This is a genomic window from Mesorhizobium sp. IMUNJ 23232 (assembly GCF_044326205.1).
Taxonomy (GTDB): domain Bacteria; phylum Pseudomonadota; class Alphaproteobacteria; order Rhizobiales; family Rhizobiaceae; genus Kumtagia.
This window is the reverse complement of sequence record NZ_JBIRCY010000106.1, coordinates 1-11902: the sequence shown is the minus strand read 5'-3', so window position 1 is coordinate 11902 and position 11902 is coordinate 1. Positions and strand designations below refer to the sequence as shown.

Genomic DNA, 11902 nt, shown 5'->3' with positions numbered 1-11902 from the left:
CGACGGCGGCATCCCCAAGCACCAGCGACAGCGGCCTGCCAAACCCCATCTCGGCCATGCCGACGAGCATCAACAGGATATGCTTCAGCGCCTGCCGGTATCGCTCGATTGTCGTACTCGCGTCTCCGAAGTCCAATGCCGCCTCCTTTCGTTCCCGCACGGGAACCGGCGGCAAGTATGAGGCAGGTTTTGGGGAGGGGGATGAAAATCTTGTTCGGTGGTGTTTCGGGTGTCGGACGAGGAAAGGCGTGGTCAGCAAAAACAAGGGCTTTGGCGGCGTAGCCGGCGGGTGTCCAAGAATATTTTCTGTTTGGCGGTGTTTTTCATCCCCGTTTTCGGGATGTCCTGCGCGCCGTTTTCGGGACCGCCGGAGCACTTCGTTACCAGTACGGCATGGTTCCCAGGGTCTCCGCACTCGCTTCGCTCGTGCTCCGCCCTGGGATGACGAAGGCGCGGGGCTTCGCGGCAAATCGCAGGCGTTGGAGATTCGCGGAAACGGCCTCTGCTTCGTCATCCTGAGCAGCGCAGGCCGAAGGCCGTTCGAAAACAATGTCATGCTTGTAAAACCAAGCAAAAACAGATGGTTGTTCGCAGCCCGTGTGGATTTTTGCGTAACAAGCATGACCAAGGGACCAACAAGCCGACAAAGTGGCGATCCGGACGCCCGGCCGGTCAAAATGGGAGAACAGGAAACTGCCCCGTGGAAGTTGTGCCTGGCGGATGGCATTGAAGTGCACCGGCGGGCCATCTGCCCGAAGTGGTCCAAACTGCCTGGCGGAGAAAGCAGGGTTTTGATCCGACGGCGTCCTATATGGAGTTGGCCGGGCGCGCCGGCTGTTCGGTTTCGAGAAGGGTTGAAGCAGGAATGTCCGCCAATACCGAAATCCAGATAGCGGCGGCCGATACGCGCGAAGCGGAGAAATTGGCGGCGCTGAGGCGGACGAAGCTGTTTGCGACGCTGGCGCTCTGTGCCTGCCTGGCGGTGCTGGTGGCGGCGCGGGTGTTTCAGCCGCGCTGGCCGTGGTTAGGTTTCGTCGCCGCCTTTGCGGAAGCCGCGACCATCGGCGGGCTCGCCGACTGGTACGCGGTTGTGGCGCTGTTCAGGCGGCCGCTCGGCCTGCCCATCCCGCATACCGCGATCATTCCGGAGAATCAGGCGCGCATCGCCGACAATCTCGGACGTTTCATCGAGGTGAATTTTTTGGCGCCTGGTCCGGTGAAGGCGAAGCTGGAAGAGGTGGATTTCGCGGCACTTGTCGCCGACTGGCTGTCGGATCGTGAGCGCGCCGCCGACCTCGCCGCCTTCGTGGCGCGGCTGGCGCCGCAGACGCTGACGGCGATCGAGCAGTCCGGGCTCAAGGATTTTGCGGCGCGCCGCCTTGCTGAGCAGGTCGACAAGGTGCCGGTGGCGCCGCTGGCGGCGGGCCTGCTTGCGGCGGTCACGGCTGAAGGGCGGCACCAGAAACTGCTCGATGAGCTTACCGGGGCGCTGGCAAAGACCTTCAGCGACGAGAAGACGCTGGATTCGCTCAGGGAAAAGATCCGCGCCGAACTGCCGTCGCTGTTCAACCTGTTCCGTGCCGATGCCTATCTGCTGAAGAAGATCGTGGCCTCCGCCGCGACTTTCCTCGATGACGTGAAAGGCGATCCCGACCATCCGTTGCGCCGCGAGTTCGACCGTTTCGTCGAAGGTTTCGTCGAGAGGCTGCGTAATTCGCAGGACTATGCCGACCGTGCCGAGGCGTTGAAGCACGATTTGCTTGCTCGGCCGGAGTTGCGGGCGCTGGCCGGCGAATTGTGGGGCGGCGTTCGCGCGATCATCGAAAAGGATCTGGCGGCGCCGCGCTCGGCGATCCGCACGCATCTCGCCGGCATGTTCGTCAATGTCGGGCGGCATCTCGCCGGCGATCCCGACATCCGCGCCGACATGAACAAGGGATTCGTCGTGTCGTTGGCTGCCTTCGTCGAGAGCCAGAAGAGCGGCGTTTCGGGTTTCATCGCCGAGCAGGTCAAGCGCTGGGATCTGGCGCAGCTCACCCGGCTGATCGAACTCAATATCGGCCGCGACCTGCAATATATCCGCTTCAACGGCATGCTGATCGGCGGGCTGGCGGGCCTTGTGCTTTACGGCGCCGAGCGGCTGTTGCTGGCGAATTGACGGGCCGTATCTGACGTTCGACTGAGCCGTCCGGTCTCAAGTGCGCCGGGCTGCGTCCAAATCTTGCGATTGCCGCGCAACTGGCTAAAAAGCAGGCGTTGAACCCGACGAAGGGAACGCGATGCGAGAAACGGCGCCGACATTCGAGGAACTGTGGGGCCTTATCGGGCAGGAATTGGGGGTTTCCGACTGGGTGACGGTCGACCAGGAGCGGATAAACCAGTTTGCCGAATGCACGGGCGACCGCCAGTGGATCCATGTCGACGTCGAGCAGGCGCGCCGCAAGAGCCCGCTGCGCACCACGATCGCGCACGGCTATCTGTCGCTCTCGCTCATCGGCTTCTTCATCCAGGACATGCGCATCCTGCCGGACAATACGCAGGGCGCCTTCAATTACGGCATCGACCACGTGCGGTTCCTGGCGCCGGTCAGGGCCGGCGCGCGGGTCAGGCTGCGCACCACGCTGCTGTCGATGGAGGGCAAGGGGCCGGGCCAATATCTCATGAAGGCCAGCAACGTCATGGAGATCGAGGGCGAGGACAGACCGGCGCTGATCGCCGATACGCTGGTCATGCTCTATGAAAAGCGGGCGCGCCGCACCGCCTGAGCATTTCCGGCGGGCATCGCCAACCGGGCGTGCAATGTCCCTTACCGCTGGAAAGCCAGCAAAGTGCGGTGGACGTCCCAGCCGGTCACGCCGCTTCCGAGTTCTTTGGAACCGATGAGCTTCAACGGCGCCATCGCATCGAGATAGAAATTCAGGGGCCACGCCCAACCGGAACGGGCGAAGCGTGTCTCCTTGTCAGCCACATAGGCGTCGAATATCGCCACGCTGCCCGGCTTGCCGGCGATCCGCCTCATGGCATCGATGAAGTCGGGTTTTTCTTCCGGATGCACGTGCCTGGCGACCGATGTCGCGTAAACCAGATCGGGCCTGAATGCCGCTGCATTCTCCAGCCTCGCCGAAATCACCCCGAACCGGGGTAGCTTCTCTTGCAGGACGTGCTCACCGAGAAGCTCCTTGCCGATCTTCATGAAGTCGGTAACCGCGTCGAGCGCAAACACGCACAGGCGGTCCTGCCGCCTGATGAAATGCGAGGTAACGCGCAGACTGCCGCAGCCATAGTCGCAGACGCGCGCGTTTGCCGGAAGCGGATGCATCGCCAGTATGGTCTCGAACATCGACCGTCCGGATTCCGCCCAGCTCTCTTCGCCCGACAGGTTCGATCCGAGCGTGTCGTGAACCCGGCCTTTGCGCAGGCCGTTGATGATGCGCCGAAGCGAAAATTCCGAGAATTTCGAACCGGGCTGCTTGGCGCGCCAGGCCTCGAAAGCTTCATCATACGCCCGGAATGGGTCGTCCTGGATCATCTCGTTCCCGCCGGGTAGAAGACGAATCTCCCATAACAGCCCAGGGCATGCGATACCAGACGCCGAAGGGCTTGTGCGCCATGGCCGAATCCATACACCGCCGATCCGACGAACGGCGCCGCGATCCTCGGCAGTCGGCAAACTCTCCGCTTGATCGGGCCGTAAACTCTGAAAAAGTAGCATTCAATAAAAATTGAAGGGAGAAACCGCCCCATGAACCAGACCAGCGAGGTCACGCGTTTCCTGATCATCGATGATCATCCGCTGTTCCGCGAGGCGCTGCACAGCGCCGTCCGCATGGCCTATCCGGAAGTCGACACGGTCGAGGCGAAGTCGATCGCGGAGGCGCTGGACGTCCTTTCCGGGCCGCTGCCGTTCGATCTCGCGCTGCTGGATCTCAGCATGCCGGACGTGCACGGGTTCGAAGGGCTGCTTCAGTTGCGTACACGCCATCCGCGCCTGCCGGTGGTCGTCGTATCGGGGCATGAGGAGCCGAAGATCGTCTCGGAGGCGCTGTCCTACGGCGCGGCCGGCTTCATTCCGAAATCGGTGCGCAAGGACGACCTTGCGGCGGCGATCCGTTCCGTCATGGAAGGCGCCGTCTATGTCCCGCAGAATTATGGCGACCGGCCGCCCGAGCCCGAAAGCGCCGACCGCGCCGACATGGTGCGCCGGCTGGCAAAGCTGACGCCGCAGCAATTGCGGGTGCTGCAGATGTTGCGGCAGGGCCTGCTCAACAAGCAGATCGCCTATGAGCTGCAGGTCGGCGAGACGACCGTGAAGGCGCATGTCTCGGAGATATTGCGCAAGCTCAATGTCTACAGCCGTACCCAGGCGGTGATCGAGGTTTCGAAACTCGACAATGCGGATCTGTTTCGGGAGCAGGGGTTTTAGGGCAGTAGGGCAGTAGGGCAGTAGGGCAGTAGGGCAGTAGGATTGCCCCTCTATGGCCCTAGAAAATTGGAAGCGCTCTCGGCCGCTGGCCAATCATTCTTCTCGGCTATTTTTCCCTACTGCCCTACTGCCCTACTGCCCTACGCTAGCAAATGCGCCAGCAACGCGCGCAACTGGGCCGGCTTGACCGGCTTGCGCATCAGTTCGATGCCGGATGCACGGGCAGCATGCGCGAGATCGGAAGAACCGTCGCCGGTGATGATGAGGGCCGGCACGTCGCGTTTGAGATAGGCCCGCACCTCGGCGATCGTCTGGCTGCCCAGGTCTCCGCCTTCCAGATGCTGGTCGGCGATAATCACGTCCGGCACCCAGTCGGTGTCGCCGAGCGCGCGGATAGCCTCGTCAGAGGACGCGGCCGGGCGCACCGCGCATTGCCAGCGCTGAAGCAGAGCCATCATCGCTTCGGCAACGCCGGGATCGTTCTCGATCAGCAGCACCCTTGTGCCGAACAGGCCGTAGCCGCGCGGGCGCTTGCTCTCGGCCGCGATCTCGACGATCACCGGTGGGCGGGTCGCGATAGCCGGCACCTCCAGCCAGAAGACGGTGCCGCGGCCGACCACCGAGGAGAAGCCGATGCGGTGGCCGAGCGCGTCGGCCATCCTGCGCACGATCGACAGGCCGAGCCCCAGGCCGGCGCCGGAAATATCGCTTTCGACGGCGCCCGGCCCCCTGTGGAACTCCTCGAAGACGGCGTCGCGGTGTTCCTGCGGGATGCCGCAGCCGGTGTCGGCGATCTCGATCCTTACCTTTCCCTCGCGCCTCCTCGCGCCGACGAACACACCGCCGGCGCGGGTGTAGCGGACAGAGTTGGAGACGATGTTCTGCAACAGCCGATGCAGCATGGTCCGGTCGGAACGGACGATCGCGTTGCTCGCCCGGAAACGGAATTTCAGCCCCTTCTGCTCGGCGATCGGCTGGAAATCCGATTTTATCGAGGAAAAAAGCTGGTCCAGCGGGATCTCGGCGATCTCCGGCATGACCACGCCGGCGTCGAGCTTGGAAATGTCGAGCAGCGTCTGCAGCAGGTTGCCGATGGTGGTCAGCGAGCGTTCGACCTGGCCGACCAGCCGGCGGCCTTCTTCGGTCGTCTGCAGGTCGGACAGCGCCGAGACCGAGAGATGCGCGGCGTTGAGCGGTTGCAGCACGTCGTGGCTGGCGGCGGCGAGGAAGCGTGTCTTCGACAGGTTCGCGAGTTCGGCGGCTTCCTTGGCCGCGAACAGGTCGATGTTGGATTCCTCCAGCCGCCGCATGGTGGAGCGCAGTTCCTCGGTACGGCTGCGCACGCGGCCTTCGAGGTTGATCGCCGTCTGGAACAGCGAGAAGGCGTTGCCTTGCTGGTCCATCGCCCGCTCGACGCGCGAAATCAGCGCCGCGTTGATCTTGCGCAGCCGCTGGATGTCGGTGATTTCGTCGACCAGCATTGCCGTAACCTTACTCGGCGGCCTGGCGGTGGCCGAAGGCGATGCCGGTCAGCGTCTGGTTCAAGTGCATGGTGCGGTATTGTTCGCCATAAGTGCCGAAGCCGATGAGGTTGTTCGTCCGGTAGAGGTCGGAAATGTCCCTCAGAACCTGGCGGTTGCGGGCGTCCAGCCGTCGCAGCACGCAGTCGAAGCCGAGGATGACGTCAATGCCGCCGACCTTTTCACCGACGTCCTCCAGCGCCGAGCGGGTCGATTCGACCATGTCGGTCGGCTCGGCGATGGACAGTACGATGCCGTCGTCGATGGCGCAGAAAAAGGAGAGCGAACCGTCCGTGTTCAGCTTCTGAATCGAGCGGCAATAATATTCGCCGCCGACACGGACGACCACGGGATGCGACGCAAAACTCATAGGGGTCAGCGCGTCGGGCATGACGCCGACGGCATGCGCGAACTCTTCGGAGGCACTCGTGGCGTTGAACTCGTGAACGACGCGGCGGTTCGGATCGGAAGCGGTGACGACCAGCTTCTCGTTGGTCGGCACAAAATTCTCGGTCTTGAAGACATGGAACGGCACGTCGGTCGCCATCAGGATGACGACGGCGCAATCGGTCGCCACGACACCGTCGGAAATAAGCGTGGTCGCCTGGAAGCGCAGGTCGTCGCCGGCCGATCCGCCGACCAGGGGAATGTCGTCCAGGCCCCAGTGGATCGCCGAGGCGACCGATTCCTCGGCGAAGGACAGGCCGTCAATGAGGCAGAGCGCAAACGCGTTGCCGGATGACAGTCGCCCCGTATGCGCGGCGAGCGAGCGCCGCAGCGCGCCGACCTGCGCGGCGATCGATTCCATGCCGGATCCGGACAGGTTGGGAATCATGGCGCTGGCGATGGTGAAGCTCTCGGCAGGAAACAGGATGGCCAGCATCTGGCCTTCCTCGAGACCGGCAGCCGTGATCTCGCCCGCGGTCGAGCACCCGGCGTGCGGCAAGGCCGGCGCGTAACGCGAGATGGCGGCCGAAAGGTCCTTCGCCCGCACGAGGCTTTGAGAGAAGAAGAACAGGGCGAACCCGGCGCCTGTCGCGGCGGCCGTGCGCGCCACCTCGCGGGCAAACGCCGGTGCATCCGGCCTGTCCGTGCTGACCACTGTCAGCCCGCAGCCGTAGCTTGTCTTCGAGCAGGCTCGCGCCAAATCCTCCAGCCTTTCCTCCGGCCCTTCGTTTTGCGTGTCGTGCACGCAGGTGCCGAATGCATTCTTGTCCGGACGCCGGAGTTTTGCAATGCTGTGGGAACGGACCGTATCGTCTTAAGTACAATATACGGTTCGCGGGGGGCGGCTGCATTCTCGACCCGAGCGGTCAGGATCGCAAAGTCTGCGCCTCGAACGCCATGAGTTCGATCCGCGGGACGCCGGAGAGCCCCCGCGAAAATACCTACCGAGGGAGGCAGGCAATATGTCGGACGTTTCTCTAACCGTGAATGGCCGAAAGGTGGGCGCGTCCGGCGAGGACCGTACGCTGCTCGTTCATTTCCTGCGGGAAAATCTGGGGCTTACAGGCACGCATGTGGGTTGCGACACATCGCAATGCGGCGCCTGCGTCGTCCATGTCGACGGCAAGGCGATCAAGTCCTGCACGATCCTTGCCGCTCAGGCCTCGGGCTCGACGGTCGTCACCATCGAGGGACTCGCCGACGGCGCCGACCTGCACCCGGTCCAGGCTGCCTTCAAGGAGCATCACGGGCTGCAATGCGGCTTCTGCACGCCGGGCATGATCATGTCGGCCACCGACATGATCAACCGCCATCCCGACGGCCTCGACGAGGCGACGGTGCGCGCCGAGCTGGAAGGCAATATCTGCCGCTGCACGGGATACCACAACATCGTCAAGGCGATCCTGGCGGCATCCGAGGTGATGTCGAAGGGCAAGGGCAAGGCGAAGAAGGCGGCGTGAGGGAGAAGGCAGTCGTGAATAGGCAGTCGGCAGTCGGGTAATCTTCGGCGCCGGATGGCGCATTTTACTACTGCCGATTGCCCACTGCCTACTGCCGTAGTCCGAGGTTCGGGAGGAACATTCCAATGGGTATCGAAGGCATCGGCGCACGCGTTGCGCGCAAGGAAGACAAAAGATTCATCACCGGCAACGGGCGCTATGTCGACGACATGGTCGTGCCCGGCATGAAGCACGCGGCGTTCGTGCGTAGCCCGCACGCGCATGCGGACATCAAGAAGATCGACGTGTCGAAGGCCAAGGCCATGCCGGGCGTCATCGGCGTGCTCACCGGCAAGGAACTCAAGGCCGACGGCATCGGCAATCTGATCTGCGGCTGGATGATCCACTCCAAGGACGGCACGCCGATGAAAATGGGCGCGTGGTCGCCGCTGGCCTTCGACCGGGTTCGCTACGTCGGCGACGCGGTGGTGATCGTGGTGGCCGACACCAAGGGCCAAGCGCGAGACGCGGCGGAGGCCGTCGAGGTCACCTACAAGGAGAAGAAGGCGGTTTCGAGTGCGGTCGACGCGCTGAAGAAGGGCGCGCCGCAGCTTCATCCGGAGGCCGACAACAATCTGATCTACGACTGGGAGATCGGCGACGCCAAGGCGACGGATGCGGCGATCGCTTCCGCCGCGCATGTCACGACGATGAAGATCGTCAACAACCGGCTAGTGCCCAACGCCATGGAGCCGCGCGCAGCACTCGGCCACTACGACAAGGGCGAGGACCACTACACCTGCTGGACGACCTCGCAAAACCCGCACGTGGCGCGCCTCGTGATGAGCGCCTTCTACAATGTCGCGCCGGAGAACAAGCTGCGCGTCATCGCGCCGGATGTCGGCGGCGGTTTTGGATCGAAGATCTTCATCTATCCGGAAGAACTCGTTTGCCTGTGGGCCTCGAAGAAGACCGGCGTCCCGGTGAAATGGGTGGCCGACCGCACCGAAAGCTTTTTGACCGACGCGCATGGCCGCGACCATGTCAGCGAGGTTCAAATGGCCTTCGACAAGGACAACCGGATCATCGGCTTCAAGGTCGACACGGTTGCCAATCTCGGCGCTTACATGTCGCTGTTCTCGTCGTCGGTGCCGACCTATCTCTATGCGACGCTGCTGTCGGGCCAGTACAACATCCCGGCGATCCATGCCAATGTGCGGGCGGTCTATACCAACACCGCGCCGGTCGATGCCTATCGCGGGGCGGGGCGGCCGGAAGCCACTTATCTGGTCGAGCGCACCATGGAGACGGCGGCGCGCGAACTGGGCATCAGCCCGGCGGAATTGCGCCGCAAGAACTTCGTCACGCAGTTCCCGCATCAGACGCCGGTGATCATGTGCTACGACGCGGGCGACTATGGCGCCTCGCTTGACGCGGCGATGAAGGCGGCCGACTATGCCGGCTTCCCCGCGCGCAAGGCCGCCGCCGCCAGGAAGGGTCTGCTGCGCGGCATCGGCATGAGTTGCTACATCGAGGCCTGCGGCATCGCGCCGTCGGCGGCTGTTGGCTCGCTCGGCGCCGGCGTCGGCCTTTGGGAGAGCGCGGAAGTGCGCGTCAACGCCGTCGGCACAGTGGAAGTGCTGACCGGCTCGCACAGCCACGGCCAGGGCCACGAGACCACATTTGCCCAGCTTGTCGCGGACCGCTTCGGCGTGCCGATCGACAGCGTGTCGATCGTGCATGGCGACACCGACAAGGTGCAGATGGGCATGGGCACCTACGGCTCGCGTTCCGGCGCGGTCGGCATGTCGGCGATCGTCAAGGCGCTCGACAAGGTCGAGGCCAAGGCCAAGAAGATCGCGGCACACCTGATGGAGGCCGACGAGAGTGACATCGTCATCGAGAACGGCGCGCTGAAGGTGGCGGGCACCGACAAGAACGTGCCGTGGTTCCAAATGGCGCTCGCCGCATATACCGCCCATAACCTGCCTTCGGGCATGGAGCCGGGCCTGAAGGAAGGCGCCTTCTACGATCCGTCCAACTTCACCTTCCCGGCGGGCTGCTACATCTGCGAGGTCGAGGTCGATCCGGACACCGGGGTGACCAAGATCATCCAGTTCGTGGCGGCGGACGATTTCGGCAACGTCATCAACCCGATGATCGTCGAGGGCCAGGTGCATGGCGGCATCGCCCAGGGCGTCGGCCAGGCGCTGCTGGAAGGCGCCTTCTATGACGCCGGCGGGCAGCTTCTGACGGCGAGCTACATGGACTACACCATGCCGCGCGCCGACGACCTGCCGTCCTTCAAGGTCTCGACCTCGAACACCCCTTGCCCGGGCAACCCGCTGGGCATCAAGGGCTGCGGCGAGGCTGGCGCCATCGGCTCGCCGCCGGCGGTCATCAACGCCATCACCGACGCGATCGGCACCAACGAACTCGCCATGCCGGCAACGCCCCAAAAGGTCTGGGCGGCGGCGCGGGCGGCGAAGCACTGAGAGCGGTGAATGGTGAATAGTGAATGGTGAATGGATAGGCGCCGACAGATCGGCCGCATCCAAATCATCATTCCAGGGTCTCCGAAGGATCCATTCACCATTCACTATTCACCATTCACTCCTGCAAGGAGACACCCATGTACCAAGTCAACTACCACCGCGCTTCGTCCGTCGCCGACGCGGCGAAACTGTCCAAGAAGGGCGACGCGAAATTCCTGTCGGGCGGCATGACGCTGATCCCGGCGATGAAGACGCGGCTGGCCGCGCCTTCGGATCTCGTCGACCTGACGCATATCGCCGAGCTGAAGGGCATCACCGTCTCCGGCAAGAATGTCACAATCGGCGCGGCGACCACCCATGCCGAGGTCGCCACCAACGCCAAGCTGAAGTCCGTCTGCCCGGCGATCTGTCATCTGGCCGCGCATATCGGCGACCCGCATGTGCGCCATCGCGGCACGATCGGCGGCTCGATCGCCAACAACGATCCGGCTGCGGACTATCCGGCGGCCCTGGTGGCGCTCGGCGCAACGGTCGTCACCAACAAGCGTGAGATTTCCGCGGACAAGTTTTTCACCGGCCTGTTCGAGACGGCGCTGAAGGATGGCGAGATCGTCACCGGCGTGACTTTTGCCGCGCCGGCCAAGGCGGGATATTCGAAGTTTCCGAACCCGGCGTCGCGCTATGCCATGACAGGCGTGTTCGTCGCCAAGACCAAGGACGGGGTGCGCGTTGCTGTGACGGGGGCCGGCGAGGACGGTGTGTTCCGCTCCAAGCCGATCGAGGCGGTGCTGGCCAAGAAATTCGAGGCTGCTGCGCTGGAAGGCGTGACCGTGCCGAGCGCCGGGCTGATGAGCGACCTTCACGCCTCCGCCGAATACCGCGCCAATCTGGTGGTCGTCATGGCCAAGCGGGCAGTGGCTGCGGCCAACGCGTAGCGCGCAAACAGGCTTGACCTCGGACGGAGTATGCAACTCCGTCCGACTTTTCAGGACTCTCCCCCACGATTTGCTCTGGCACCGGCGTGCGCCAACGCCGGATGAGTGCTATGGTCTTTCTGTTCTGATCTACTGAGTTATACTCGGGATGTTGCAGAACATTGAAGCCAAGGGGGAGGATATGACCGCATTCAATGTTGTTCGCTATCGCGTCAGGCCGGAATTCGAGGAAGAGTTTCTTCGCCTGAACAGGGAGGTCGACCGCTCGGACCTCGCCGGCCTGCGCAGCGCGTCGCTCATCAAGACGGGCGATCGTTCCTATTGCATGATCGGCGAGTGGGACAGCATGGAAAGCATTGTAGCAGCCCGGCCCTTGATGGTCAGAAACCTGGAAAGGGGGCGGGGGATGCTGGAAGACCTTGGCGAGGGCCGCGGCGTTACTGACGCGGTGTCCGGCGAGGTCGTCTCCGAACTTCATCGCCGGGCTTGAAGCGTGCCGCACGCAATCGGCCTCATTCTGCCGGGCCGGTTTGGGCCAAATTCTTTGGGCTTCGTCTTGTCCGGGCCACCAGCCCGACCTGCGCCGAAGCCCTCGACCTTGGCCCAATCGGCCTCATTCTGCCGGGCCGGTTTGGGCCAAGGT

10 protein-coding genes are annotated in these 11902 nt (G+C 63.6%); 7 read left to right on the top strand and 3 right to left on the bottom strand.

The genetic code is table 11. The features are described from left to right. The first annotated feature begins 865 nt into the window (after positions 1-865). Together ACH196_RS36465 and ACH196_RS36460 are read left to right on the top strand one after the other, a co-directional pair. Positions 866-2158, top strand: coding sequence for a DUF445 domain-containing protein (locus ACH196_RS36465; protein WP_396651714.1), 1293 nt, complete (start codon positions 866-868; stop codon positions 2156-2158). Between the two features lie 121 nt (positions 2159-2279). Then, a complete protein-coding gene (locus ACH196_RS36460) occupies positions 2280-2765 on the top strand; it encodes a MaoC family dehydratase (protein ID WP_396651713.1) in 486 nt (161 codons plus the stop codon). Positions 2766-2806: 41 nt separating this feature from the next. On the opposite strand, the gene ACH196_RS36455 is transcribed toward ACH196_RS36460, so the two are convergent. Next, positions 2807-3529 (bottom strand): hypothetical protein, encoded by a 723-nt coding sequence (locus ACH196_RS36455; RefSeq protein ID WP_396651712.1) that lies wholly within the window; start codon positions 3527-3529, stop codon positions 2807-2809. Positions 3530-3742: 213 nt separating this feature from the next. On the opposite strand from ACH196_RS36455, the gene ACH196_RS36450 reads away from it, so the two are divergent. Beyond that, positions 3743-4423, top strand: coding sequence for a response regulator (locus ACH196_RS36450; protein ID WP_396651711.1), 681 nt, complete (start codon positions 3743-3745; stop codon positions 4421-4423). 140 nt (positions 4424-4563) lie between these two features. Here the strand turns inward: ACH196_RS36450 and ACH196_RS36445 are convergent, their stop codons facing one another. After that, positions 4564-5904, bottom strand: coding sequence for a hybrid sensor histidine kinase/response regulator (locus ACH196_RS36445; protein ID WP_396651710.1), 1341 nt, complete (start codon positions 5902-5904; stop codon positions 4564-4566). A gap of 10 nt (positions 5905-5914) precedes the next feature. Then, positions 5915-7135 carry an FIST N-terminal domain-containing protein gene (locus tag ACH196_RS36440; RefSeq protein WP_396651709.1) on the bottom strand — a complete coding sequence of 407 codons (1221 nt, stop codon included), beginning with the start codon at positions 7133-7135 and terminating at the stop codon, positions 5915-5917. A gap of 217 nt (positions 7136-7352) precedes the next feature. Here ACH196_RS36440 and ACH196_RS36435 point away from each other — a divergent pair, with 217 nt between their 5' ends. The 4 genes from ACH196_RS36435 to ACH196_RS36420 all read left to right on the top strand — a co-directional run bounded on the left by ACH196_RS36435 (position 7353) and on the right by ACH196_RS36420 (position 11749). Next, complete coding sequence (locus ACH196_RS36435; protein ID WP_396651708.1) at positions 7353-7850, top strand: (2Fe-2S)-binding protein; 498 nt, start codon at positions 7353-7355, stop codon at positions 7848-7850. Between the two features lie 125 nt (positions 7851-7975). After that, positions 7976-10324 (top strand): xanthine dehydrogenase family protein molybdopterin-binding subunit, encoded by a 2349-nt coding sequence (locus ACH196_RS36430; RefSeq protein WP_396651707.1) that lies wholly within the window; start codon positions 7976-7978, stop codon positions 10322-10324. 137 nt (positions 10325-10461) lie between these two features. Continuing rightward, positions 10462-11259 (top strand): FAD binding domain-containing protein, encoded by a 798-nt coding sequence (locus tag ACH196_RS36425; RefSeq protein WP_396651706.1) that lies wholly within the window; start codon positions 10462-10464, stop codon positions 11257-11259. 148 nt (positions 11260-11407) lie between these two features. Further along, complete coding sequence (locus ACH196_RS36420; RefSeq protein ID WP_396651705.1) at positions 11408-11749, top strand: antibiotic biosynthesis monooxygenase; 342 nt, start codon at positions 11408-11410, stop codon at positions 11747-11749. Positions 11750-11902: the final 153 nt, after the last annotated feature.

What these genes read in the sequence shown, in the direction of transcription:
- ACH196_RS36465 (WP_396651714.1), top strand. Translation starts at nt 866, where the DNA reads ATGTCCGCCAATACCGAAATCCAGATAGCGGCGGCCGATACGCGCGAA.
- ACH196_RS36460 (WP_396651713.1), top strand. Translation starts at nt 2,280, where the DNA reads ATGCGAGAAACGGCGCCGACATTCGAGGAACTGTGGGGCCTTATCGGG.
- ACH196_RS36455 (WP_396651712.1), bottom strand. Translation starts at nt 3,529, where the DNA reads ATGATCCAGGACGACCCATTCCGGGCGTATGATGAAGCTTTCGAGGCC.
- ACH196_RS36450 (WP_396651711.1), top strand. Translation starts at nt 3,743, where the DNA reads ATGAACCAGACCAGCGAGGTCACGCGTTTCCTGATCATCGATGATCAT.
- ACH196_RS36445 (WP_396651710.1), bottom strand. Translation starts at nt 5,904, where the DNA reads ATGCTGGTCGACGAAATCACCGACATCCAGCGGCTGCGCAAGATCAAC.
- ACH196_RS36435 (WP_396651708.1), top strand. Translation starts at nt 7,353, where the DNA reads ATGTCGGACGTTTCTCTAACCGTGAATGGCCGAAAGGTGGGCGCGTCC.
- ACH196_RS36430 (WP_396651707.1), top strand. Translation starts at nt 7,976, where the DNA reads ATGGGTATCGAAGGCATCGGCGCACGCGTTGCGCGCAAGGAAGACAAA.
- ACH196_RS36425 (WP_396651706.1), top strand. Translation starts at nt 10,462, where the DNA reads ATGTACCAAGTCAACTACCACCGCGCTTCGTCCGTCGCCGACGCGGCG.
- ACH196_RS36420 (WP_396651705.1), top strand. Translation starts at nt 11,408, where the DNA reads ATGTTGCAGAACATTGAAGCCAAGGGGGAGGATATGACCGCATTCAAT.